Annotated in this window: 15 protein-coding genes, 1 tRNA gene, 2 rRNA genes and 1 pseudogene (1 of these 19 only partly in view); 9 read left to right on the top strand and 10 right to left on the bottom strand. The window is 61.4% G+C overall.

Translation table 11 applies throughout. The annotated features are described in order from the left end of the window. Positions 1–142: 142 nt before the first annotated feature. Both OVA00_RS21215 and OVA00_RS21210 read right to left on the bottom strand, forming a co-directional pair. Positions 143–943, bottom strand: a complete 801-nt coding sequence (locus tag OVA00_RS21215) for a helix-turn-helix transcriptional regulator (RefSeq protein WP_060530574.1) — start codon at positions 941–943, stop codon at positions 143–145. A gap of 1,111 nt (positions 944–2,054) precedes the next feature. Beyond that, positions 2,055–2,984 carry a siderophore ABC transporter substrate-binding protein gene (locus tag OVA00_RS21210; protein ID WP_034787212.1) on the bottom strand — a complete coding sequence of 310 codons (930 nt, stop codon included), beginning with the start codon at positions 2,982–2,984 and terminating at the stop codon, positions 2,055–2,057. Positions 2,985–3,236: 252 nt separating this feature from the next. On the opposite strand from OVA00_RS21210, the gene OVA00_RS21205 reads away from it, so the two are divergent. From OVA00_RS21205 to OVA00_RS21195, 3 genes are read left to right on the top strand one after another with little or no spacing between them, the layout of a single operon-like run. Next, positions 3,237–4,181, top strand: a complete 945-nt coding sequence (locus OVA00_RS21205; protein ID WP_060604779.1) for an ABC transporter permease — start codon at positions 3,237–3,239, stop codon at positions 4,179–4,181. Next, entirely contained in the window at positions 4,171–5,139 is a 969-nt protein-coding gene (locus tag OVA00_RS21200) for an iron chelate uptake ABC transporter family permease subunit (protein ID WP_268089583.1), read from the top strand. The genes OVA00_RS21205 and OVA00_RS21200 overlap by 11 nt, the downstream gene beginning before the upstream one ends. Continuing rightward, positions 5,136–5,894 (top strand): iron ABC transporter ATP-binding protein, encoded by a 759-nt coding sequence (locus OVA00_RS21195; RefSeq protein ID WP_060517449.1) that lies wholly within the window; start codon positions 5,136–5,138, stop codon positions 5,892–5,894. Before OVA00_RS21200 ends, OVA00_RS21195 begins: the two co-directional genes overlap by 4 nt. 97 nt (positions 5,895–5,991) lie before the next feature. On the opposite strand, the gene OVA00_RS21190 is transcribed toward OVA00_RS21195, so the two are convergent. Both OVA00_RS21190 and OVA00_RS21185 read right to left on the bottom strand, forming a co-directional pair. Continuing rightward, the gene (locus OVA00_RS21190) at positions 5,992–9,090 is read right to left on the bottom strand and encodes an efflux RND transporter permease subunit (RefSeq protein WP_089044902.1); all 3,099 of its coding nucleotides are present in this window, start codon (positions 9,088–9,090) and stop codon (positions 5,992–5,994) included. Then, entirely contained in the window at positions 9,087–10,244 is a 1,158-nt protein-coding gene (locus OVA00_RS21185) for an efflux RND transporter periplasmic adaptor subunit (protein WP_162733044.1), read from the bottom strand. Before OVA00_RS21185 ends, OVA00_RS21190 begins: the two co-directional genes overlap by 4 nt. Before the next feature lie 252 nt (positions 10,245–10,496). Here OVA00_RS21185 and OVA00_RS40060 point away from each other — a divergent pair. Both OVA00_RS40060 and OVA00_RS21180 read left to right on the top strand, forming a co-directional pair. Next, positions 10,497–10,601: pseudogene (locus OVA00_RS40060) on the top strand (TetR/AcrR family transcriptional regulator); the annotation flags it as partial. A 40-nt stretch (positions 10,602–10,641) separates the two neighbouring features. Next, a complete protein-coding gene (locus OVA00_RS21180) occupies positions 10,642–11,115 on the top strand; it encodes a TetR family transcriptional regulator C-terminal domain-containing protein (protein ID WP_268089582.1) in 474 nt (157 codons plus the stop codon). Positions 11,116–11,214: 99 nt separating this feature from the next. Here OVA00_RS21180 and OVA00_RS21175 read toward each other — a convergent pair whose 3' ends face one another. Further along, a complete protein-coding gene (locus OVA00_RS21175; RefSeq protein WP_089044899.1) occupies positions 11,215–12,258 on the bottom strand; it encodes a class I SAM-dependent methyltransferase in 1,044 nt (347 codons plus the stop codon). Between the two features lie 313 nt (positions 12,259–12,571). Here OVA00_RS21175 and OVA00_RS21170 point away from each other — a divergent pair, with 313 nt between their 5' ends. Next, positions 12,572–14,569 carry a putative bifunctional diguanylate cyclase/phosphodiesterase gene (locus OVA00_RS21170; RefSeq protein ID WP_060517443.1) on the top strand — a complete coding sequence of 666 codons (1,998 nt, stop codon included), beginning with the start codon at positions 12,572–12,574 and terminating at the stop codon, positions 14,567–14,569. 294 nt (positions 14,570–14,863) lie between these two features. Further along, on the top strand, positions 14,864–16,630 hold the full coding sequence (locus tag OVA00_RS21165) for a hypothetical protein (RefSeq protein WP_268089581.1): 1,767 nt from the start codon (positions 14,864–14,866) through the stop codon (positions 16,628–16,630). Here the strand turns inward: OVA00_RS21165 and OVA00_RS21160 are convergent, their stop codons facing one another. Then, the gene (locus tag OVA00_RS21160) at positions 16,631–17,779 is read right to left on the bottom strand and encodes an AI-2E family transporter (RefSeq protein ID WP_060517439.1); all 1,149 of its coding nucleotides are present in this window, start codon (positions 17,777–17,779) and stop codon (positions 16,631–16,633) included. A 314-nt stretch (positions 17,780–18,093) separates the two neighbouring features. Here OVA00_RS21160 and OVA00_RS21155 point away from each other — a divergent pair, with 314 nt between their 5' ends. Together OVA00_RS21155 and OVA00_RS21150 are read left to right on the top strand one after the other, a co-directional pair. Next, the gene (locus OVA00_RS21155; RefSeq protein ID WP_034787232.1) at positions 18,094–19,473 is read left to right on the top strand and encodes a DUF3300 domain-containing protein; all 1,380 of its coding nucleotides are present in this window, start codon (positions 18,094–18,096) and stop codon (positions 19,471–19,473) included. 21 nt (positions 19,474–19,494) lie between these two features. Beyond that, positions 19,495–20,535, top strand: coding sequence for a DUF2950 domain-containing protein (locus OVA00_RS21150; protein WP_268089580.1), 1,041 nt, complete (start codon positions 19,495–19,497; stop codon positions 20,533–20,535). A gap of 96 nt (positions 20,536–20,631) precedes the next feature. Here the strand turns inward: OVA00_RS21150 and OVA00_RS21145 are convergent, their stop codons facing one another. The 4 genes from OVA00_RS21145 to OVA00_RS21130 all read right to left on the bottom strand — a co-directional run. Then, complete coding sequence (locus OVA00_RS21145) at positions 20,632–21,714, bottom strand: sensor histidine kinase (RefSeq protein ID WP_268089579.1); 1,083 nt, start codon at positions 21,712–21,714, stop codon at positions 20,632–20,634. Positions 21,715–22,194: 480 nt separating this feature from the next. Next, positions 22,195–22,271 (bottom strand) — tRNA-Met (locus tag OVA00_RS21140). Between the two features lie 224 nt (positions 22,272–22,495). After that, positions 22,496–22,610: ribosomal RNA gene (gene rrf / locus OVA00_RS21135) — 5S ribosomal RNA — on the bottom strand. Positions 22,611–22,754: 144 nt separating this feature from the next. Continuing rightward, a 23S ribosomal RNA gene (locus tag OVA00_RS21130) occupies positions 22,755–24,603 on the bottom strand; it runs 947 nt beyond the window's last position.

The following is a 24,603-nucleotide window of genomic DNA, read 5'->3' as shown; positions in this document are numbered from 1 at the left end:
GCCATTCGCCGGGGCAGGTTCAAAGTAGCATTTGATTTCGGGAATCAGCCCCAGGAGAACGCACCTGGGGCCGAATAGAACTTGGCACGCCTTCGACGACGGCCAAGCCCTCAAGCAGACAAATGTCTGCCTTACGTCGCGCCTAGTTCTTCCAACGCGACAGGAGGACGTCGCCGTTGCGCTCCGTCGCCGCATCGTTGGTGAAGTATCGAGACGCCGCTTCCGTACGGTTGCGAACGTTCATCTTCTTATAGATGTTGCGGACGTGAACCTTGACGGTATTTTCCGACAGCCCGAGCCGGTCCGCGATGATCTTGTTCTGCGTGCCCTTGCAGATCAGATCGAGGATCTGGACCTCGCGTGTCGTCAGGCCATCGGGGCCAGCATCGCGCTTGCGCCGTCCTGTTCCCGAAACGGTCGTCTGGCCCGGGGCCTCCCCGCGCCGGCCATAAAGGCTGTTCGCCGCGAAAGGCTCGGGAGAAAGCCGCCGCAGCAGAGCCGCCGGGAAATGTTCGCCGCCCTTCATCAGTAAGTCGATGGCAGCAAGGCAGACATCCAGATTGAGGTTCAACGGCAGGACGCCATGGATGAGGCGCTCTTCGACGAAGCCGGCAATCGACGGATCGAGTTCCTCGGCATTCTCCACCACCAGGCCAATCGATGCCCGCGGGTGGAACTCGTGAATGGTCCGCAAGATAGCCGGAAAGGACTTGGGAGGCATCCGGTACAGCATGATCAGCGTGACATCGACGAGACTACCGTCAAGCAGATTGTCGGGATCGGAGAAGCTGACGATATCGTGCCCTTGAAACCTGGACCCGACGGCCTGCATCAGGCATTCGGCGAACAGGTCGATCTTGGCGAGCATTACGATTTTTTTCTTTTGTGACAAAGCCTTGTTGTTATCTTCAAAATCACCCACGTTGGAGCTTCCAGGATACATTACGCCCTCCTAGGATTTTTCCATTTATTTTTATGGGTGCCCCGGTCTGGCCGTGGGCACGCCCCACTTTCAAAAAATTTATTCGGAACCACTTATGCGTCACGATTATTCCTGTGCGATAAAATTCGCGATAGCTAATGTAACGTAAAGATCTCCGCAACGAAACAGCCCAAAAGGATTAGAGAAGCGCCGGAAGGGCACTTAAATCGTTATAAATCGAACCATCTTTGGGTTATATTGCCAACGTTCTGTTTACCAAGACGCGGAACGCTCTCAAAAACAAGCCTCTAGGATACCCCCAGCAGAGCGAGCGTCCTATGCATTTCTGCCAAGACGGACCCTACGGCACGCGATAAATGGATTAGTTAAGCGGCCTCGTGCAGCCGCGCTTAACCCCCCTCTTCCGCTCCGATATACGCAGGAATACTTAGTTGGTACTAGGAGGCCCGTCCGCTGCTGTCGACGATAGCCCGAAGCCAAGCGCAAATCGTGGAAAGCGCGGAGGTACCGGTCGGCAGATGCCCCTGAAAAAGCAGGGGATTTCCTCGCTGCGCCAATGGCTTGCGGTCGATGGCTAGGCGAGAAAGTGTCAGTAATTACAAACCACTAACTAGAATTGGTATCTTCCGCGCCACGCCATTTGGTGTCAAATTGAGCGTTCGTTCCGGAAGATCAAAAGGGACCGGCTGAGCGCCACCAAGCGCTTCCAGCCGTGAGAAGCCTCGACCTCCGGAGAGTAGCGTCAGCGTTCCACCGAGTAAGCGTAAAGCAAGTCAACATAAAGACCGGACCTAAATCCGGGCATAAATTATATAAAAAAGTAAAAACTAAAATAAATTTAGCAAAAAAGCGAAAATCTCTAAATCAAGATATTATCGTTCTTCCAAACGGAGCCAACACCGGAAAAATACCGTAAGAGTTAAGGGTATTTGGTGTTGGCCTCCCCTTTTTCCGAAATCCGCTCCAGCAACGAAAACCGCGCCCGGCGACGTCAGGCAACGCCGAAAGAGGCAGCCATGACCAGCGCGCCTGGAAAGCGGCGCGCTGCCTGTCACTCAATGATGCAATCGGGCACCACGCGGCGACACCGCAACGCGGCTCGCCGCTGCGATCACTTCTTGCTCAGCGCCTGCGCCAGCTGATCGACAATGTCCTGTTGCGACTTCAGGCCCGATGCCGTGAGGTAAAGCTTGGCGGAGTCGAGATAAACGACGTGTCCGTCCTTCCAGGCCTTGGTCTGCCGCACGAGTTCGTTGTCGAGCAGGGCCGCCGCCGGCTGTGCCTGCTGGCCGATGGCTGCATCGCGATCGACGACGAAGATCCAGTCGGGGTTGGTTTCGAGAATGTATTCGTAGGAAACCGCCTGGCCGTGGGTCGCGACCTGCAGCTCGGGATCGGCCGGCTTGATCCCGAAGACGTCATGCAACGCGCCGAAGCGCGATCCCTTGCCATAGGCGCTGATCTTTCCGCCGGTCGTCAGCAGGATGAGACCCGTTCCACGTTCCGCAGCAAGGCCACGCAGCGCCTCGATCGAGGAATCGAGCTTGGCGATGCTTGCCTTGATCTCGGCTTCTTTGCCGAAAATCTCGCCGAGGATCTCTGCATTCTTCTTGACGCTGCCGATCAGATCCTTGTCGTCCGAGGTCAGGTCAATCGTCGGTGCCAGTTTGGCGACTTCAGCATATTTCGCCTGCGACCGCCCGCCGACGATGACGAGGTTGGGCTCCGCCGCATTGATCGCCTCGAAGTCGGGTTCAAACAGCGTGCCGATCTTCGCATAGGTGTCGGCCTTGTACTTTTCGAGCGACGGCGGGACGGCCGATCCGGGGACGCCGGCGACAGCTACGCCGAGCATATCCAGCGTTTCCAACATGCCGAAATCATAGACCAGCACGGTCTTCGGGTTTTTCTCCACCTCGGTGACGCCGCTGCTGTGTTCGATCTTCAGGGTTTCGGCCATCGCCACCGATGCACCGCCAACCGTCATCACGGCCGCGACGAGCAGTCCGCGCAAACCATTAGAGAAGGGAGATATATTCATGACTATTTACCTCATGTTTTCTCCTCCTCCCTAGCGCGATTTTGCCGGGAGGGCAATGCGCGCATTCCGCGTCATTCCCGCCTCACAAAACTTGACGAAGCCGATCATATATATGACTAAGGCGAGCCTTCGATCGAGCACCTCCTCACGGCCGCAAGCCTCAGGGGTTCGTTGCGGCGGTCGATGGAAAAATGCAGCCACGGATACGAGAGCGGTGATCAGAACGAAAAGCAGCTGGAGCGTGACGCAACCATGAGGCCGGTCCTGTTCGCCATCCCGGTCGTCCTGTTGCTTGCCGCCGTCAGCGTCTTTACCGGTGTCGGCAGTCTTGCGGCCAGCGACGACGGCCGCGGCTGGCTTCTGGTCGTCGAAAGCCGCCTGCCACGCACACTTGCGCTGATGCTCGCAGGCGCCGGCCTCGCCGTGTCCGGCACGATCATGCAGATGCTGGCGCGCAACCGCTTCGTTGAGCCGTCGACCGCCGGCACCGCCGAGTCCGCCGCCCTCGGAATGCTTCTGGCCATGCTGATCGCGCCGGGCCTGCCGGTGGCAGGCAAGATGGCCTTCGCCACCCTGACCGCGCTTGCCGGAACCGCCCTGTTCCTGCAGATCCTGCGCCGCGTTCCGCTGCGCTCGGCGCTGATGGTGCCGCTGATCGGCCTCATGCTCGGCGGCGTGGTCAACGCCGTTACCACCTTCATCGCCTATCGCTACGACCTTATGCAGTCGATGGGCGCCTGGATGTCCGGCGATTTCTCGGTCGTCCTTCGCGGACGCTACGAGCTGCTGTGGATCGGTTTCGCGCTGACGCTGGTCGCCTACGCGACCGCCGCGCGCTTCACCGTCATTGGCATGGGCGAGGCGATCGCCCGCAATGTCGGGCTCGACTACGACAAGGTGGTCACCCTCGGACTTGCCATCGTCTCCATGGTCACGGCGACGGTGGTTGCGACCGTCGGTATGATCCCGTTCCTCGGCCTCGTCGTTCCCAATATCGTCAGCCTGACCCTTGGCGACAATCTCAGGCGCACATTGCCGGTGGTCGCCATCTCCGGCGCTGGGCTTGTTCTCGCCTGCGACATCGTCGGGCGAATGGTGATTGCGCCCTACGAGGTGCCGGTGGGCACGGTCATGGGCGTGATCGGCAGCCTCGTCTTCCTTTATCTCCTGCTTTCGAGGCGGTCCCATGCAGGCTGATGCCAAGCGGATCTCTCCGTCGACCGTCCTTCTTGCGTCCGCTGCGCTGGCGCTGCTGTCGATGATCGCCTTCATGACCATCGGCGCGAAGGGAAGCTGGAGCTTCATCCTCTCTTTCCGCGGCACAAAGCTTCTCGGCATGGTGCTGGTCGCCTACGCGATCGCCGTCTCGACGGTGCTGTTCCAGACGATTTCCGGTAACCGCGTCCTGACGCCGTCGATCATCGGTTTCGACGCCATGTACACGCTGCTGCAGACGGTCATGGTGTTCTTCCTCGGCGCCGCCGGCGCGGCAAGCATGAACCCGCAGATGCAGTTCACGCTCGAAACGACCGTGATGGTCGGCCTGTCGCTGCTCCTGTTCCGCGCCCTCTTTTCGGGCGGCAGCCGTAGCCTGCATCTCCTGATGCTGGTCGGCGTCATTCTCGGGGGCCTGTTCCGCAGCCTCTCCTCGTTCCTGCAGCGCATTCTCGACCCCAACGACTTCATCGTCCTGCAGGACAGGTTGTTTGCAAGCTTCAACAGTATCGATGCCAACCTGCTCGGCATTGCCGCCGCAGCCACCCTCGCCGTGACCTTCGTCCTGTGGCGGTTGTCGCCCACCTTCGACGTGCTCTCGCTCGGGCGCGGGGCGGCGATCGGGCTTGGCGTCGACCATCAGCGCGTGGTGACGCTTCTCCTGGTGCTGATCGCCGTGCTGGTCTCGGTCTCCACCGCGCTCGTCGGGCCGGTCACCTTCTTCGGTCTGCTCGTTGCAAGTCTCGCCTGGCAGCTGTCACCCACCGCCAGCCACCGCTTCGTCCTGCCGGTCGCAGTCTTTATCGCGGTCGCGACGCTCGTCGGCGGCCAGGTCATCCTCGAGCGGCTGTTTTCCTTCAACACGGCGCTCAGCATCGTCATCGAATTCTTCGGTGGCCTAGTCTTCATCTTCCTGCTCGTCCGAGGCTCCGCGCGATGATCGAGATCCAAGAGGTAACGAAATCCTATGGCGGCACCGCGGTCGTCGACCGGGTGTCGCTGACGCTACCCGCAGGCGGCCTGACCTCGATCATCGGCCCAAATGGCGCCGGCAAGTCGACGCTTTTGTCGATCGTCAGCCGGCTGATGCCGATGGATACGGGCAAGGTGCTGGTCGACGGCCTCGACGTCAGCCGCGCCGCCGGCGACGTGCTTGCCCGGCGGCTGTCGATCATGCGCCAGGACAACCACATCAGCGCGCGCCTGAGCGTGCGCGACCTCGTCGCCTTCGGCCGCTATCCCTATTCCAAGGGACGGGTGACCGCGGCCGATGCGGAGCATATCGACCGATCGATCGCCTATCTCGGGCTCGAACCCTACCAGAACCGCTTTCTCGACGAACTCTCCGGCGGCCAGCGCCAGCGCGCCTTCATCGCCATGGTGCTGTGCCAGGACACCGACTACATGCTGTTCGACGAGCCGCTCAACAATCTCGACATCAAGCATGCGGTCGAGACGATGAAGCTCCTGCGCCGGCTGGCCGACGATTTCGCCAAGACGGTGGTCGTCGTGCTGCACGACATCAACTTCGCCTCCGCCTATTCCGACCGCATCGTCGCCATGCAGGGCGGCCGCCTCGCCTTCGAGGGACCGCCGCAAGACATGATCGTGCCGTCGCGGTTGCAGGCGATCTTCGATGTCGACTGCCGCGTCCATGCCGTCGGCGACACGCGCCTCGTCAACTATTTCGACTAGAACGCAGACATACGCCTTGGCCCGAATGCGCGAAGCGCGCTGCACGGGCACCCATGCAGCGCGCTTCGACAATGATCATGCCGGAACAGCGCGGACGCTATCCGGCCGCGCCGGGTGCGCCCTCCTTGCCGATCCGGGCCGCATCCGCCGCGTGGTCCTCGTCCGTCACGGAGGAGAAGCGCTTCAGCCAGCGGCCCATCTTCGTGTTGATGTCGTCCATCACGGTGAACATCACCGGCACGAAGACAAGGCTCAGCATCGTCGAGGTGATCAGGCCGCCGATCACCGCAACCGCCATCGGCGCGCGGAAGGCGGCACCGGCGCCGACGCCGATGACTGCCGGGACCATGCCCGCCACCATGGCGATCGTCGTCATGATGATCGGCCGCGCGCGGGTGACGCCCGCCGTCAGCAGCGCCGTGCGCCGGTCGGCACCGTCGTTGCGGCACTCGATCGCATAGTCGACCAGCAGGATCGAGTTCTTGCAGACGATCCCCATCAGCATCAGGATCCCGATCATCGACGAAAGGTCGAGTGCCGCACCGAACAGGATCAAAGCCAGCGCCGCGCCGCCGATCGACAACGGCAAGGCAACAAGGATGGTCACCGGCTGCAGGAAATCCTTGAACAGCAGGATCAGAACCGCCACGACCATCAGGATGCCGGCAAGCAGCGCCAGGGCGAAGTTGCGGAACATCTCCGACATGTATTCCGCGTCACCATAGTTGGCCTGCGTCACGCCCGCGGGCAGTTCCTTCATGGCCGGCAATGCCGAAATCGCCTCGAAGGCCGTGCCGAGCGTCATGCCGTTGAGGTTTGCCTCGACGGCGATCAGACGCTTGCGATCGAGACGCTCGACGCTGCTTTCCTCGGCGCCGAAGGAGACGTCGGCGACGGACGTCAACGGCACCAGGGCACCCGCATTCGTGCCCACCCGCAGATTGCGCAAGGTGTCGAAATCGCCGCGGGCCGACCGGTCGAGCATCACCCGGATCGGCACTTGGCGGTTACCGAGGTTGAACCGCGCGGAGTTGCTCTCGCTGTCGCCCATCGTCGCGATACGGGCGACGGTGCCGATCGAGGTCACCGACACGCCGAGCCTTGCCGCCTCGTCGAAGCGCGGCTTGACCAGAAGCTCGGGCGAAAGCAGCGGCTCGGTCGAGCGAACGCTGACCAGCCCGGGGAGTGCACGCATCTCGTTTTCCAGACGCCGCACCGAAGCCATCAACGTTTCCGGGTCATCGCCCGTCAGGTAGATGGAGAGGTCCTTCGCGCCTTCGGTCGAGGAGAAGGTTGCCTGGATGTCGGGGGTCTCCGCCAGCAGGGGCCGCAACGACAGTTCGAAGGACTTGCGGTCGAGTTCACGCTCCTTGCGCGGCTTGAGCTTGATGCGCAGCGATACCTCGTTGAGACTGTCGGTCGTCGCCAGAACGTTCTCGACTTCCTTGCGTTCCTTGAGCTTGGCCACCAGATCGTCGGAAATGCGCGCGGTTTCCTGGAGCCTCGTGCCGGGCGGCAGCGTGATCTTAAGCTGCGAGACGTTGCTGTCGCTCGTCGGCATGAAACCCGTCGGCAGCATGCTCAAAAGCGCGATCGAGCCGACGAAGATCAGCGCGACCATCGAGAGCGCGGTCTTGCGGTGATCGAGGGTCCAGCCGAGCATGCTGCGATAGGCGTCGCTGATGCGCGACGGCTTGACGGCATGGCCGTGACCAGGCTTCGGCCGCAGCAGATAGGCCGCCATCAGCGGCGTCAGTAGGCGTGCCACCAGCAACGAGAACAGAACGGCGATCGCGACGGTCAGGCCGAACTGCTTGAAATATTGCCCGACCGCACCACCGATGAAGCTCACCGGCGCAAAGACGGCGACGATCGTCAGCGTCGTTGCGACGATCGCAAGGCCGATCGCATCGGCCGCATCGATTGCCGCGATGAACGGCCGCTTGCCCATGTCGACATGCCGCTCGATATTCTCGATTTCGACGATCGCATCGTCAACGAGAATGCCGATGACCAGCGTCAGGGCCAGAAGGCTGATGCCGTTGAGCGTGAAGCCGAGCAGGTCCATCACCGCGAAGGTCGGCAGGATGGAAAGCGGCATGGCAAGCGCCGAGATCAGTGTCGCCCGCCAGTTTCGCAGGAAGGCGAAGACGACGACGATGGTCAGAAGTGCGCCTTCGATCAGGGCCGTGACGGCCGCATCGTAGCTCTCCTGCGTATACTCGACGAGAGAGATCAGCTCGGTCATCTCGACGCCGGGGGTGCGCGCCTGGATTTCCTTCAGCCGCTCGATGACGCGCTCGGCAACGACCGTGTCGCTCGCTCCCTTGCTGCGCGAAACCGAGAAGCTCACGATCGGTTCGCCATCGAAATGGGCAAAGCTGCGCGGCTCGGACGAAGTGTCCTCGATCGTCGCGATGTCGGAGAGCTGCAGCCAGCGGCCGCCTGCAAGCGGGATCGAAAGCTGCCGGAGCTCGTCCACCGAGCCGGCACTGCCGACGGTGCGGATCGACTGCTCGCGCCCGCCGATTTCGCCGCGACCGCTCGGGATGTTGATGTTGATTTCCCTGAGCGCCGTGTTCACCTGGTCGGCCGTTACGCCAAGCGCCAGCAGCCGTTCGGGATTGAGCGAAACGCGCACTTCGCGGCTGACGCCGCCGAGGCGCTGCACCTTCTGCACGCCGGGCAGTGTCAGCAATTCGCTGGTGATCGTGTCATCGACGAACCAGGACAGCTCCACTTCCGACATGTGGGGCGCCCGCACGGCGTAGTAGACGATGGCGCTACCGTCGACGTCGAGGCGCGAGACGATCGGCTCCTGAATGGATTGCGGCAGGTCGGCGCGGATCTGCGCCACGGCCTCGCGCACGTCGTTTGCCGCCCGGTCCGGATCCGTGCCGATCTTGAATTCGACCGTGGTCGTGGAGACGCCGTCGGTAATGGTCGAGCGGATGTGACTGACCCCGACAAGGCCGGAGGCGACCCCTTCGACGCGGCGCGTCACCTGCGTTTCCATTTCGCCCGGCTGCGCGCTCGGTTGCGTGATCGTCACCGTGACGATCGGGAAGGATACGCTCGGATTGGCGTTAACCGGCAGCCTCAGAAACGAGGCGATCCCCATCAGCGTCAGCACGACGAAGAGAACGATCGTCGGAACCGGCTTGCGGATCGCCCAGGCGGAGATGTTGCTCGTCATTGCTGGTCGCCCGTCTGCGTCGGCTGGACGTCTTTCGTTGCGACCGCTTCGCCTTCGCGCAGCGACGCCCCGGATTTAAGGACGACCCGTTCGCCGGTCGAAAGGCCCGAGGTAATCTCCACCTTGCCGCCCTGGCGCATGCCCGGCTTGACCGACTTGCGCACGACCTGGCCCCCATCGACGACGAAGACCGAGACGGCGCCATCCGGCGCACCGAAAAGTAGGGCGGAATCGTCGACCATGATCGCCTTGCGCTCGCCCACCACGATCTCCGCCCGGCCGAACGTGCCCGCAAAAGGCGGGCGCCCGGTGGACAGCGTGACTTGCGCGGTGCCAAGGCGGGTCTCGCGGTCGATCTTCGGGTTGATTACCCGCACATGCCCCTGGAGCCAGTCGGCTCGGCCCGAAAGCTTGACCTTCACGGTCTGGCCAACCGCGAGCAACGGCAGTTCGGTTTCCGGCACGTCGGCCGCAAACTCGATTTCGCCACCGCGAATGAGCTTGAGCAGCGGGTCCGAGCCCGCAAGCGCACCGGCGCGCGCCAGCCGTTCCGAAACGATCCCGTCGGCAGGTGCCACGATCACGGCACGATCGAGCCTCCGGCGCGCCTCGGCCTCAAGCGCTTCCGCCTGGTCGTAATCGGCCCGCGCGACCTCGACAGCCTGTTCGGCAAGGGCGAGCGCGGAGACGCGTTCCTCGAGAATGGTCGCGGCCTGAAGGTGGCTCAACTGGCGGGCGCGCGCGAGTTTTCGCTGTTCCTGCGTGACCGTCTCTTCCTCCCGCGCCATCGCTGCACTGGCGCGCGCGACGCGGCCCTTGGCCTCGCGCAGAAGGTTCTCCAGCATGTCGGTTTCCAGCCGGGCGAGCACCTGCCCCGCGGCTACCCGATCGCCGATCTCGACCTCGACACTGGCGATACGCTGGTCAGTCAAGGTTGTGCCGACGGCAATCTCCTCGCGGGCAACGAAGATGCCGGCAAAGGAGCGTGTCCATTGCTGTGGGCGGCTGTCGGCAACGAGCGTCGTTACCGTGCGGGTGGCAGACGGGGCGGGAACGGAGGCGGCGGCCTCCCCCGAGGCGCGCGCCGGACCAGCAGCCGCCGCAATCACAAGCAACGCTGCAAGAGCGACGTTCAACTCAATTGTACGTCTCATTTCATTGGCTTTCCATTGGCGGGGCCGGCGGCGTGATGCGCCTGCGATACCGGATCCCGGGTCGGGCAAAGGGCGTCGATAATTTATTAGATCATTCAATCTAACAATAGAATTCATCAAACGCGACAATTGTAAGGCAGATCACACACGAGCATTGCGGGAAGATGGCGGAGATCATGCAAACGGCCGGCGGCCTTGACACCGATCGTCTGCCCACCGAAATCAGAGTGCTTGATCTAATAATTGAACGGCATGCAAGGAGAACCGGCGATGCGCAAGATCGACCCCGAAAAACATGCGGCCAGGCGTCGGCTGATTCTCGATGCGGCAATCGCCTGCTTTTCGCGCAAGGGTTTTCACGGCACGTCGACGGCCGAGATCTGGCGCCGAGGCAGGCATGAGCCCGGGAAATCTTTTCCATTATTTTCCGACCAAGCACACCATCATCGCGGCGATCGTGGAAGAGGAACGTCAAGAAACGGCGGAGATTTTCCGAAAGCTGGGCGAAGAGGAGGATCTGTTCGCCGCCTTGCTGGGCTTTATGGATAGCGTTCTCGAACTCGCGGGCGATCCTGCCTATTCGAGCCTCGCGCTCGAAATCGCCGCCGAAGCGATGCGTGACGAGCGCATCGGGACGCTAGCGGCGACGAACGACGCGGAACTCCAGTCGGCGCTCGTGGCACTCCTGCGCAACGCCGCCAGCCGAAACCAGATCGACAGGACCCTCGACGCGGAGGGCGCTGCCCGCTGGATCGCCGCGATCATCGACGGCATCTTCAGCAGGGTCGCGGTCGATCCCGGCTTCAAGCCGAAGGAGGAAGGCGTGCTGCTACACCGCCTGTTAAGCCGCTTTCTGCGCACGCAAGACTGAGCGTGAGAAATACGAAACCGCAGCGGCCCTTCGGCACCCTGCGGTCTCCTGTTGCCGGCCCGCCTCGGCTTGAAGCCGAGGCAGTTCGTCGAAGCAATCTCAGGAATGCTTCTGGATGACGCCGTAGACGATGTTGCGGTTGGCACCGAAGAAGACGCGCGCATCGATTGCAGACTTCCCGGCACTCTTGTGGATGATGTTCCACATGTCCACTTCGGAACGCAGCAGCAAGGCCCAGTTCATGAAGGTCTCCATGTAACCGTCGACACCGATGTCCTGGGCGAAGTTGGCAAAAAGGAAGACGCCGTTCGGCTTCAGCATCTGCAGGCAGCGATGCGTCAGCTTGATGGCCACCTTGTCGGCGAGATAGTCGTAGAGACCGGCCGCATAGATGAAGTCGAACGTGCCGAGCTTCTGGTCGCGGCCGAGCAGGCTGCGAACGGAACCGTCGACCGCTTCGATCGCCGTGCCGGAGAAATCGCGGCTGATCGATCCGACACTGAGAGGATCCTGATCGAGCGCCACCCAACGCTTGATGCGGCGTTCCTCGAGCGCTTTGGAGCGGTTGGCTTCCCGCAGATGACCCGCGGCAATCGTCAGGATCTCCGCCTCGGAACCCCGGCTCGCCGCGATCTCGTCGACGTGGCGCGTGAGGATATCGCGGCGCTCGCGCACCGCCACCGAGGACGAAGCGTCCTTCGTGTAGTCGTAAAGGGCGCGCCCGACCGGCGACGCCTGCTCGATTTCGCCGGCAACGCTTGCATGGCCGTAGATGAAGTCGAGCAACTGCGCGTCACCCGAATATCCCCTGGGCTTGTCGAACGACCACCGGGTGAACGGATCCTGCAGGAAGTACTCCGAAACCGGGTGATCCTGGGCGATCGGGATTAGCTCCTGCCACACGCTCGGGTGGTATTTGGCACGGGTCTGGTGGAGGGAGGCCGCGAGCCGGTCGATAATTTTCGACGCATCCGTTCCTTGAATGAATTGTTCCTGAGCGACCCTGAGAATCAATGCGAGCTCGGCCTTGGCGGTCGAGAGCTGTTCGTCATGTCGTTCGCCGCGGGGCGAAACGAACTCATCAGCCATTGCCTTGGGAGTAATGAGGCTCTGACCGTCGAAAACAGTCTGAAATTGGCGCACGCGAGACCATCCGTTAAAGCTTTGTTAACAATAGTCGCGAAGATGCGCGCATTACGGCTCGGAATGCAAGTTTTTGTATATAATAAGGTAAATACTCGGAGCTCACCCCTTTGGGTGATACCGATTCGCAGATGCCCTGACCCATTAATTTAACAAAACTTAATGGACACCTCCTATCATGCCTCGCAGCGTTTCCCGCCCTTGTTGCATATGGGCCGCGGCGAACACGCAGGGAGTGTCCGAAACAACGTCCATTGATGGAAAAGCGACGACAGATTTCCGTTGACCGTGACGCAGCGCGATGGATCAGTGCATGAAGCACACGTTGGCCGACGTAGTTGACATCGACCTACACAAGCAGCCGCACAGGCCGCACCTGGCTGAGCTTCAGACCCTCTATCGCATGGAGGGCGAGGCTGGCCGGCGCGCCTCGACCCGGCAGGGGCTGTGGGTTGCCGTCGTCGTCTACCTGCTCTTCTTCATCCCGGACATCCTGCTCGTCCCCGACGTCGCCTTCTACACGATCGTCTCGCGCCTCTTTGTCGGCATCGGCTCGCTTCTGACCTTCGAGATCCTGTTTCGGCTGAAGGCCCAGACCAAATGGCTCGACGGCACCTGCGCCGCAGCCCTCGTCTTCGGCTACATAGGCTGGCTCGTTCCGGCGATGATGACGGCCGATACGAGCAGCATGTCCTACTACATGATCTTCGGCGCCATCTTCATGATGGGCGCCAATCTCTTTTTCAGCTTACGGTTCCGCCTCTCGGTGGTCGCCTCCAGCATCGTGCTGGTGACGTTTTTCATCGCGCTGTCGTTCTTCTCCGAACACGATCCGGCCTACCTGATCGCCTTCGGAACGTTCTACGTCTCCTGCTTCGTCTTCACCTCCTATGTGAACTGGAAGCTCAACCGCGAGCGCTACAAGGTTTTCCTCAACGCCTTCGAGGCGAAGATCCAGCAGAACGAAGCTTCCGAGCGGGGAATGGCGCTTCTGCGGCTGTCCAACACCGATCCGCTGACCGGTCTCGACAACCGCCGCGCCATCGATCAGCAGCTGCGCGACTACTGGAACGATTGGCAGAAGCTCGGCAAGAACTTCACCGCCATGCTGATCGATGTCGATTTCTTCAAGAAATACAACGACTGCTACGGCCACCAGGAGGGCGACCGCTGCCTCATTCTCGTGGCCAATGCGCTCGGCGAAGCGATCAGGAACTATCACGGCTCGATCGGCCGCTACGGCGGCGAGGAGTTCATCGTCCTTGCTCGCCTGGATACGCGCGAGCAGGCGGCCGAGCTTGCGGAGGTCATCTGCCGCACGGTTGAAAGCATGGGGCTGATCCACGAGCAGCGACGCGACGGCGTGTCCATCGTCACCGTCAGCGTCGGCGCCGCCTTCACCCGCAATCACACCGGCGCCAAGCTCGAGAAAATCATCCACGAGGCCGACCGCGCGCTTTACGCCGCCAAGGCGAGCGGGCGAAACTGCTCGAAGCTGTTCGATCCGAACGATCCGCAGAGCAGCGACGAGAGCGAGAACATCGCGGCCCTCCTGAAGATCGCCGTCGACCAGAACCTGGTATCCCTCGTCTACCAGCCGATCACGAACGTGACGACCGGCGAGGTCGATGCCGTCGAGGCGCTGATGCGCCTGACGATGCTGGATGGCACCTCGGTTCCGCCAAGCCTGTTCATTCCGGTCGCCGAGCGGACCGGCGCCATTCTCGATCTCGGCCGCTGGGCGATAAAGACCGTGTGCCGCGAACTGCTTGTCGACAATCACGTTCCCTTGGTCAGCGTCAATGTCTCGCCGATCCAGCTGAAGACGCCGGGTTTTGCGACCTCGGTCGCGGCGATCCTGGGAGAAACCGGGGTTGCCGGAAGCCGGCTCGCCTTCGAGATCACCGAAGGGCTGGAGATGGAGATGCACTCGGGCATCCTGCGCTGCATCAGCGACCTGGAGACCCTTGGCATCCGCATCTGGCTGGACGATTTTGGAACCGGCTTCGCCGGTCTCTCCTGGCTGCGCCTGATCGATTTCGACACGGTGAAGATCGATCGGTCGTTCCTGCACGATTGCGCCACGCCGAAGGGCCGCGCGATGCTGCAGGACATCATCGGGCTCGTGCGCAACCGCGGCCACAAGATCCTGATCGAGGGCGTGGAGACCGACGAGCAACTGGCCCTGATGCGGCGCTTTCGGATCGACCACGTCCAGGGTTTCCACGTCGGACGCCCGGCGCCAGCGGACATGTTCCGCACGCCCACCGACAAGCCACGCCTCCCGCTTCGAAACGGCGTCCGTACCTAGTAGCCTTGTCGACTTCATTTGCCACGATTTGCGGTCGAAGGAAGGCAAACCGGTATCGGCGGACGGGAATGCCGCTGCCGCTTCCCGTTCGGCGCTGATCAATGACATCGGCGAGCGAAACGCCCGGCCGCGCGCCGCGTCCTCGGCATCGTCAGCGCCCGCCCGCGCAACCTCGGCAGGGAACGTGAAGCCCGACGCGAATAAATGTTGCGCTCCGACCGAACCGGTGCGTAGGATACGGGAGACTACACTGCCGCCGGATACAATCTCACATTGTGCCCATGGAGGCGCGTGATGGCCATCGGGGACCAGCAGGACGTCGGCGTCGAACCGACCATATCTCCGCCCAGCAGCGTGGAGATTCGGGCACAGCTTGAGCGCATTCGCCTGAGCGCCGAATTCGATGCTCCAGACCGCGACCGTAAATTCCTGGCCTATGTCATCGAGGAAACACTGGCCGGGCGCGGCGACCGCATCAAGGCCTATTCCATTGCCACCGAGGTTTTCGGCCGGGATTCCTCCTTCGACCCGCAAACGGATCCCGCCGTTCGGATCGAGGCGGGCCGCATTCGTCGGGCACTCGAACGCTATTACCTCGTCGCCGGACGCAGCGACCCGATCGTGATCCGGATGCCGAAGGGCGCCTATGTGCCGACCTTCGAAAGACGAGCCGAAAAGCAGCCAGCACCCGTTAGAGAAAGCGGAATGCCACCGTCCGAAGCCGCGCCGGTCGGCTGGCGTCATCGCCGCCGCATCCTGCTTGGCGCTGCGGCGCTTGTCTGTGGCCTCACCGGTCTGTCGGCCGGCTTGCTGCTTCTTTCCGGTGACAACAGTACGGCGGCCAGTCGGCCAAATATTCCGAAGGTGATCGTCACGCCTTTCGAGGACATCTCGGGGACGCGGCAATCGGCGATGATGGCGCAGGGGCTGACGGACGAAGTCGTGAGCAACCTCGCCAAATTCAAGGAGATCGTACCGATCACGGTCAGCGATCCGTTACGGACACCGGCCGATCAAACCTATGCGCTTGAGGGACGGGTAAGGCTCGAGGCAGAGCGGCTGCGGCTGGTCGTGAGGCTCATCCAGCGATCCGACGGGGCAGTCGTCTGGGCGAACACCTACGACGAACGACTGCAGTCCGGCGACGTCATCGATCAGCAGGCAAGGACGGCGGCCGCGGTCTCGAGCGCGGTGGCAGAGCCCTATGGCGCCATCTTCCAGGCAAGCGTAGCCGAACTCAGGCGTTCGGTTCCCGAGGGCTGGCAGGCCTATGCCTGCTCCCTCACCTACTACGACCATCGCGGCGACATCGATCCGCAATCCCGTCGCTCCGCCGAGGAGTGCCTGCAGCGCGCGACCCGGCAATTCCCGACCTACGCCACCGCCTGGGCGCTTCTGTCGATGAGCTATATAGATGCGCTGAGCAATGGCCTCGATCCCTCGGCCTCAGCAGGGCTGCTGGAACAGGCTGGCGAAGCGGCGGCGCACGCCGTCGATCTTGCCCCCTTCGACGTTCGCGCCCTCGAAGCACAGATGCTCGTCCTCTTCGCTCGCGGCGAAGTCGATGCTGCCCTCGCCGTCGGCGCCCGCGCGCTTGCCATCAATCCCAACGACACCGAACTTGCCGGCGCATACGGCCTCCGGCTCTCGCAGTCGGGTCAATGGGATGCGGGCTGCAAGCTCCTGTCGGACGCGACCGAGCGCAACCTCGGCCAGACCGGAGTTTTCGAGGGGGCGTTGGCAAGCTGCGCCTATTTCGCCGGCGACTATGTCGCCGCCGAACGGTGGGCGCGTCTCGCCAATCCGGGCGCCAACCCGGCCGACCGGGTCCTGCTGCTTGCGATTCTCGGAAAGCTCGGCAAGACGGACCAGGCGCGTGAGGAGCGAAAGTGGTTCGAGACCAACGCCCCGGCTCTCTTCGGTGACCTCGGGCAAGCCATTGCCCTTCAGTTTCACCGTCCCGAGGATCAGCACCGCCTGTTCGACGGCCTGCGCGCCGCCGGCGTTGCTGTGCCCGAAGCGGAGTATCAGCAGGCAGGTACCACCAGCGCGATACGCTGATCAGATGTTGCCGGGTTCAAGCTCGCCGTCGCGGACGGCGGGTTCAGCCGCCTTCTCTGGCGCCGCATCAGAGCGCGCCCAGACCATCAGCAGATCATGCGCGACACTCAGCACGATCGGCCCGAGAAAAAGACCGATCAGGCCATAGGACAGCGTGCCGCCAAGCACCCCGAGCAGGATCACCAGCGTCGGCGTCGACAGCCCGCGTGCCACTAGGATCGGCTTCATCACATTGTCGATGACGAACAGCGGGATCAACAGAATCGTCAGCAACAGCGCCGGACCGAAATCCATGGTGAACCAGGCCCAGATCATGACGGGCAGCAATACCAGCGCGGGGCCGATCTGGATGATGCAGAGGATCAGCACGACGAAGGCAATCGCCCCAGGCGCCGGAACATCGAACAGGCTGAGCACCAGTCCGCACAGAAATGCCTGTAGCAGCGCCACGCCGATGACGCCGCGCGCCACGTTGCGGATCGTCGCCGTCGCCAGCTTGAGGAAACCGATGCCCCGCTGGCCGCCGATCCTGCCGGCAAAGCGCTGTGCCATTTCCGCCAGCCGCTCCGCCGAACCGAAGAGAAAACCTGCGATCAACACCGAGACCACAAAACTTAAGACCTCGGCGCCGACGCTCGCGACCTTGCCGAGAACCTTGGTCCCGGCTTGCATCAGCGCCGGTTCGATCTTGCTCAGCAGTGCTTCGATATTGCCCGACGCCATGCTCCAGACCGCATGTATGCGCTCGCCGACGACAGGCCACGTGCGGATGTATTCCGGCGGGACCGGTACGCTCAGCGAACCGTCGGCAAGCCTGGCAAGCAGCGCCTGCAACCCTTCGGCAAAGCTGACCGCGATCGCAGTCAGTGGGGCGACGATGACGGCGAGGCATATCAGCGTGATCAGGAATGAGGCAAGGCGCCGCGAACCGAGCAAGCGTCCGAGCCGGGCATAGGCTGGAAAGAGCGCCACCGCGAGGATTGCCGCCCATATCAGAATGATCGCGAAGGGTGCGATCAGCGTCAGAGACCAGTAGGCCAGAAGCCCGACGATGCCGATCCGGGCGATATCCGTGATCTTCGCCTCGATGGAAGGCGACCCGTTCGTTCCGTTGCGGACCACATTCGATCGGGAAGGATCCTCGTCCATGCTAGCCCCTTCCCCCTCACGCGAAACAGCCGACACCCGCAGCTCTATGCTCGCCGGCACCTTGCAAGCTCTACCGTCACGTGGATGGCACGCCCACGGCAACCGTGGGGCAGTAACATACAGTAGAATACGCCTGCCGGGCTTCCCGATCCGCCGGCCTCCTCTAGAGATTCCATTGACTGATGACGGCTGTGGTCAGAGACTGCTGCGCGATCAGCTTGAAATTGCAGAACAAGAAGCGTCGACAGGGGGCTGTCCCGCGCGCCAGTTCAAGCGCCCGTGCCATTGCCCAATACACGAGGGAGGCTGGATAGATGATCAAAAAGACGATCATCGCGCTCGGCAGCGCAATCGCGGTTTTGATAACAACACCCGTCACGGCGGTTCTTGCACAGCAGACGGCAGCCGCACCGGCTGCTCAGGAACAACAGACAGCACCCGAGCCGCTCAGCGACGATGAGCTCGAGGTGCTGGTGGCGCGCATCGCGCTCTACCCGGACGAGTTGGTGGCGCTCATTTCCGCCGCCGCACTCTATCCTTTGCAGATCGTCGAGGCAGAACGGTTTCTTGAGGCTCGCGAGAAGAAACCCGACATGAAGCCGAAAGACGACTGGGACGGCAGCATCATATCGCTGCTGAACTACCCCCAGATCGTCAAGATGATGAGCGAGGATCTCGAGTGGACGCAGTCTTTCGGCGATGCGATCGCCAATCAGCAGAAAGACGTGCTGATGGCCATCCAGCAACTGCGTGACGAGGCGGTCGCCAAGAACATCATCAAGACCGACGACAAGGTAAAGGTGGTCCAGGAAGGCGACAACGTCGTCATCCAGGCGGCCAACCCGGAAACGATCTACGTGCCGCAGTATCCGCCGGAGATGCTCTACGAGCCGAACTATGCGCCGGCGCCGATCGGCTACTACGACGAGCCCTATCCCGCCTACTGGTATCCGGGTGCGGCCTTCTTCGCCGGCGCGGTCACGGGTGCGGCCTTCGCCGCGATCGTCGACTGGGACGATTGGGGCGTCTGGGGTGGCCGCTGGAACGGCGGCGACATGGACATCGACTGCAACAACTGCTTCAACAACATCAACGGCAAGGTGAAGTGGAACGACGTCGACTGGAAGAATGTCGATCGCAGCAAGATCAACTTCAATCGTGACCAGCTTCAGCATTTCGACCGAAACAGCATCAAGAACAACATCAAGGCGAACGGCAACAACAACCTGCGCAACCGCGCCGCCGAGATCAATCGCGACCGGCCGAACGCACGGCCCGGCGGAGGTGGCGGCGGCCAGATCAGGGATGTGCGCAAGAGCACGCTCGACGGGCTGAAAGCGCAGCAGAGACCGGCGGCTCGGCCCGGCGGCGGCGGTGGCGGTCAGGCGATCGCCAAGGCCCGCGCTGGGGACGGAAAGCCGAGCATCAATCGCCCGGGCAACAAGCCGTCGCAGGTCAACCGCAGCGGTGGCAAGAAGAAGATGGCGGCAAAGGCGCAGAACCGGCCGAAGAAGCCATCGGGTCTTGGCAATGTCAATTCCGGACGGCGTGAGGTCGCTTCGTCACGCCGCGGCGGGCAAAGCCTTGGCGGTGGTCATCGCGGCGGTGGGCGGCCACAGATGAGCCGTGGTGGCGGCCGGCCGCCGATGCACCGTGGCGGTGGCGGACGCGGCGGCGGCGGCCGCAGACGTTGATCGGATCACAGGAGAACGACCATGACAAAGCTCTTCAATTCCCTTCTCCTGGGATCAGCGATGGCGCTGGTTCTGGTAGCGACGCCGATCGGCTCCGCCTATTCGCAGGACAAACCGCCTGCCGATAAACCTGCTGGCGATCAAGCTGCCGGCGATCAGCCTGCAGGAGACCAACCGTCGGCCGATCAGCCGCCGGCGGACCAGATGGTGGGTGGGCTGGATGCCTATGCCGCCGCAGAAGACCCGCCGGTCTTCGACGATCCGGACAAAGCCATCGGTGAATTCAAGGCCAGGCTGGCCGCCGATGATTTCGACGGCCTGGCAAAACTTTTGGGGCTTAATGCGGAGAAGCTGAAAGACAGCGAAGGGGTGAAGGATACGTTCGCTCTTATCCGCGAAGGGGCAGCCCGCAATGTCGTCGTTCGCGATCTGGAGGGCCGCAAGATCCTGCAGATCGGCGACCGGCTCTGGCCCTTGCCCTTCCCGCTCACCAAGGGCGATGACGGCAAATGGGCCTTCGATACCTATGTCGGACTCGAAGAGATCGTCAATCGTCGCGTCGGCGAGAACGAGTTGCAGGCGATCGACACGGTCGAAGCCTATGTCGATGCCCAGAAGGAATACGCTTCTGAGGATCGCGACTCCGACGGCGTGCTCGAATATGCCCAGAAGCTGATCAGCACGCCCGGCCAGACCGACGGTCTCTATTGGCCGGCCGACCAGGGGGATGGCGAAAGCCCCGTCGGAGACTCGATCAGCGAAGCGGCCCTGGAAAAGGCAAAAGCTGGCGAAGGATACTTCGGCTACCGCTTCCGCATCCTGACCTCGCAGGGCGACAACATTGCCGGCGGTCGCTACGACTATGTGATCAACGGCAACATGATCGGCGGCTTTGCGCTGATCGCCTGGCCGGTCACCTATGCGGAGACGGGCGTGAAGACCTTCGTCGTCAACCAGCAGGGCATCGTCTACGAGCGCGACCTCGGGCCGAGCACGGAAGCAATCGTACCCTTCATCGACCGCTTCGATCCCGACGAAAAGTGGTCCGTCGTCGACGATTGACGGGGATGCTACCATCGGCATGAACGATAACGCCGCCCAGTCGGGCGGCGTCAGACAATAACCTCGCCGGCCCGTCCGCCAGCCTCTTCCTCTGCCTCAAACAAGTATCAAGGGCATATCGAGCGAGGCCCGGAATTTGCGCGGCTCGATCGGGCCTGCTGTCAGCGAAGCTCCCTCCGGGAAATGGGTGCTGACGCGGTGGGCCACATTGGCAAGACCGATGCCGAGCCCGTGCGTCATCCCCGCCGCAGTCGCTGCGGCAACATCGTTTTCGACGATCAGATTGAGCCTGTCCCCGCGCCTTGCCGCGCGGATCAGGATTTCGACTGTGCTGCTGGAACGACCGACGCCGTGTTTGACCGCGTTCTCGACCAAAGGCTGCAGGATGAGACTTGGAACTTTCGCATCCTCGAGCTCGCCGGGAATGTCGATTCGAACGCGCATCCGGTCCGAAAACCGCTCCTTTTCGATATCGAGATATTCCTTCTGCAGCGCCATCTCGTCGGCAAGCCTGAGCTCACGCATGGGGTCGAGCTGCAGCGTCGAGCGCAGGAACGCCGAAAGCGACATGATCATCCGTTCGGCCCGCTCGGAGGCCCCCTCCTCGACAAGGCCGGTGATGGAATTAAGCGTGTTGAAAAGGAAATGCGGGTTGATCTGGTACTGCAAGGCGCGCATTTGCGCCGCGAGCGCCTCTTCGCGTGAGGCGATCAGCTTCAGGTCGCGGTCGCGCACGTCCATGTGATTGAGCAACGCGACGAAGAGAAACGACCAGCCGAAGAAGATCGACATGCGATAGCAGACCGCATAGGCGTAATCCATCATGTTGAACGGCACGACCACGGGCAGCATGATCAGGCTATAGAGATAGGCGTCCAGCAGCGACATGCCGAGAGAGCTGACCAGCGACAGCAACAGACACGCCGCGATTTGCCGGCCATAGCTCTGCCGCCGCATCCGGCTGAGAAGCTGCGCCAGGAGGATGGCGACGAGGACAAAGACCGCTTCGAGCGCCAGCTTGCCGAGAAGGGGCTTCAGCGGATTGTCCCCGATCGTGAGCCAGATGGGACTGCTGATCAGGAATTCGGCCGCCGCGTAGATCAGTGCCAGCCGCAGGGTGACGACGCGAAACCGGTTGCCGTCCAGGAAACTGTCGGTGGGGATGGTGATGTGCTTCATCAAACTCTGTCGTGCTGAATTCGGGTCCAAGCCCCAGGCGCCAGCATGACGAGGGGCGGCTATTTGAAAAAGCAAATAATGAAATTTAGCAACTAAAAGGATCACTCGGTTCGGTCTTTCCGCGCGAAGATTGCGGCGGAAGTCGAGGAGATGGCTCGACCCCGTGGAAAGCCACGTGGGCCGACGACGGCAGGCGTCGGGCGAGAGTGCGTTGAGGGACGGGCTTGACCACGAAACGGGCGTGGCTGCGATCATGTGATGGCATGTCGCGGCTTTGGTGGCGACTACGTAAGCGCCCGGCGAAGCTCGCTCGCTGCGTTACGGCGTCATGCCCTCGGACTTGGCTTGCGTGATCGGCTCTTTGGCCCTTGCCTGAACTGTCCGCTTGCGCCCGTTCCGCCTGCGCCCGTCTGGGTCTTTTCCCTGCGGTTTAAACGCCAAAAAGCCCGCTGGATTTCTCCATGCGGGCTTTTTTTGATTTGGTTGCGGGGGCAGGATTTGAACCTGCGGCCTTCAGGTTATGAGCCTGACGAGCTACCGGGCTGCTCCACCCCGCGCCAAGCGTAAATCCCGATGGGATTTATCGCGGTAACGTAAATCCCGAAGGGATTTATGGTCTGTGCCGAGCAAATTGCGAAGCGATTTGTCTCGTGTAAGGGACGCACTGATGACTTCGGTCTAGCAAAACAAAAGGGCCGCTTGAGGGCGGCCCGTGTTTCGGCTGGGCCGAGGCATGAAGAGAAGGTGATCTTTGTTTTCCGGATTTTCTTGCGCTTTGCAGACCTGGCAGCGACCTACTCTCCCGCGTCTTAAGACGAAGTACCATCGGCGCTGGGGCGTTTCACGGCCGTGTTCGGAATGGGAACGGGTGCAGCCACCCCGCCAGAACCACCAGGTCGGCAAAGCGCAAGATTTGCGTCTAGCGGACGCAAACCGGATGAGAAGCTGGTGAGGTCGGCGTAAACCGCTTGCGGTTTATCGCCTTCACTCGTTTTGTTTTGAACACGTCGCTCATCTGAAGATGAGCATGAGCAATGGGAACGATCAAGCCAATCGAACGATTAGTACTGGTAAGCTTCATGCGTTGCCGCACTTCCACACCCAGCCTATCAACGTGGTCGTCTTCCACGGTTCTCAAGGGAATACTCGTTTTCAGGTTGGTTTCCCGCTTAGATGCCTTCAGCGGTTATCCATTCCATATATAGCTACCCTGCTATGCCCTTGGCAGGACAACAGGTCCACCAGAGATATGTCCATCCCGGTCCTCTCGTACTAGGGACAGATCCTGTCAATATTCCTACACCCACGGCAGATAGGGACCGAACTGTCTCACGACGTTCTGAACCCAGCTCACGTACCGCTTTAATTGGCGAACAGCCAAACCCTTGGGACCTGCTCCAGCCCCAGGATGCGATGAGCCGACATCGAGGTGCCAAACAACCCCGTCGATATGGACTCTTGGGGGTCATCAGCCTGTTATCCCCGGCGTACCTTTTATCCGTTGAGCGATGGCCCTTCCACGCGGGACCACCGGATCACTATGACCGACTTTCGTCTCTGCTCGACTTGTCAGTCTCGCAGTCAGGCGGGCTTATGCCATTGCACTCGACGACCGATTTCCGACCGGTCTGAGCCCACCATCGCGCGCCTCCGTTACTCTTTCGGAGGCGACCGCCCCAGTCAAACTACCCACCATACACTGTCCCGGATCCGGATAACGGACCGCGGTTAGACATCCATGACGATAAGGGTGGTATTTCAAGGATGGCTCCACAAGAACTGGCGTCCCTGCTTCAAAGCCTACCACCTATCCTACACATGCCGACACGAATGCCAGTGTAAAGCTATAGTAAAGGTGCACGGGGTCTTTCCGTCTGACCGCAGGAACCCCGCATCTTCACGGGGAATTCAATTTCACTGAGTCTATGCTGGAGACAGCGGGGAAGTCGTTACGCCATTCGTGCAGGTCGGAACTTACCCGACAAGGAATTTCGCTACCTTAGGACCGTTATAGTTACGGCCGCCGTTTACTGGGGCTTCGATTCAGAGCTTGCACCCCTCCTCTTAACCTTCCAGCACCGGGCAGGCGTCAGACCCTATACGTCGTCTTGCGACTTCGCAGAGCCCTGTGTTTTTGATAAACAGTCGCTACCCCCTGGTCTGTGCCACCCCAACAGACTTGCGTCCCTTGGGGTCACGCTTCTTCCGAAGTTACGCGTGCAATTTGCCGAGTTCCTTCAGCATAGTTCTCTCAAGCGCCTTGGTATACTCTACCTGACCACCTGTGTCGGTTTCGGGTACGGTCTATACGGTGGAGCTATTTCCTGGAACCGCGTCCCCGCCCACACAATCCAATAAGTGTGAACAAGTTAAGCGATCCGTCACTACCACCAGGCCCACGAATATTAACGTGGTTCCCATCGACTACGCGTGTCCGCCTCGTCTTAGGGGCCGGCTAACCCTGCTCAGATTAACTTTAAGCAGGAACCCTTGGTCTTTCGGCGAGAGGGTCTCTCACCCTCTTTATCGTTACTCATGTCAACATTCGCACTTCCGATACCTCCAGGACCCCTCACGGGTATCCCTTCACAGGCTTACGGAACGCTCCGCTACCACACGTCTTGCGACGTATCCTCAGCTTCGGTGCATGGCTTTAGCCCCGTTACATTTTCGGCGCAAAGACCCTTATTTAGACCAGTGAGCTGTTACGCTTTCTTTAAATGATGGCTGCTTCTAAGCCAACATCCTGGTTGTTTTGGGATCCTCACATCCTTTCCCACTTAGCCATGACTTGGGGACCTTAGCTGGAGGTCAGGGTTGTTGCCCTTTTCACGACGGACGTTAGCACCCGCCGTGTGTCTGCCGACTAGTACTCCTCGGTATTCGGAG

Origin of the sequence: Ensifer sp. SL37, assembly GCF_026672675.1 — a bacterium.
GTDB classification, from domain to species: Bacteria; Pseudomonadota; Alphaproteobacteria; order Rhizobiales; family Rhizobiaceae; genus Ensifer; species Ensifer adhaerens.
Note: the sequence above shows the minus strand (reverse complement) of the source record. Positions and strands in the feature narration are given on the sequence as shown.

Excerpts from the sequence above, each read along its gene's own strand:
- OVA00_RS21215 (WP_060530574.1), bottom strand. The coding sequence starts at position 943 with ATGTATCCTGGAAGCTCCAACGTGGGTGATTTTGAAGATAACAACAAG.
- OVA00_RS21210 (WP_034787212.1), bottom strand. The coding sequence starts at position 2,984 with ATGAATATATCTCCCTTCTCTAATGGTTTGCGCGGACTGCTCGTCGCG.
- OVA00_RS21205 (WP_060604779.1), top strand. The coding sequence starts at position 3,237 with ATGAGGCCGGTCCTGTTCGCCATCCCGGTCGTCCTGTTGCTTGCCGCC.
- OVA00_RS21200 (WP_268089583.1), top strand. The coding sequence starts at position 4,171 with ATGCAGGCTGATGCCAAGCGGATCTCTCCGTCGACCGTCCTTCTTGCG.
- OVA00_RS21195 (WP_060517449.1), top strand. The coding sequence starts at position 5,136 with ATGATCGAGATCCAAGAGGTAACGAAATCCTATGGCGGCACCGCGGTC.
- OVA00_RS21190 (WP_089044902.1), bottom strand. The coding sequence starts at position 9,090 with ATGACGAGCAACATCTCCGCCTGGGCGATCCGCAAGCCGGTTCCGACG.
- OVA00_RS21185 (WP_162733044.1), bottom strand. The coding sequence starts at position 10,244 with ATGAGACGTACAATTGAGTTGAACGTCGCTCTTGCAGCGTTGCTTGTG.
- OVA00_RS21180 (WP_268089582.1), top strand. The coding sequence starts at position 10,642 with ATGAGCCCGGGAAATCTTTTCCATTATTTTCCGACCAAGCACACCATC.
- OVA00_RS21170 (WP_060517443.1), top strand. The coding sequence starts at position 12,572 with ATGAAGCACACGTTGGCCGACGTAGTTGACATCGACCTACACAAGCAG.
- OVA00_RS21165 (WP_268089581.1), top strand. The coding sequence starts at position 14,864 with ATGGCCATCGGGGACCAGCAGGACGTCGGCGTCGAACCGACCATATCT.
- OVA00_RS21160 (WP_060517439.1), bottom strand. The coding sequence starts at position 17,779 with ATGGACGAGGATCCTTCCCGATCGAATGTGGTCCGCAACGGAACGAAC.
- OVA00_RS21155 (WP_034787232.1), top strand. The coding sequence starts at position 18,094 with ATGATCAAAAAGACGATCATCGCGCTCGGCAGCGCAATCGCGGTTTTG.
- OVA00_RS21150 (WP_268089580.1), top strand. The coding sequence starts at position 19,495 with ATGACAAAGCTCTTCAATTCCCTTCTCCTGGGATCAGCGATGGCGCTG.
- OVA00_RS21145 (WP_268089579.1), bottom strand. The coding sequence starts at position 21,714 with ATGAAGCACATCACCATCCCCACCGACAGTTTCCTGGACGGCAACCGG.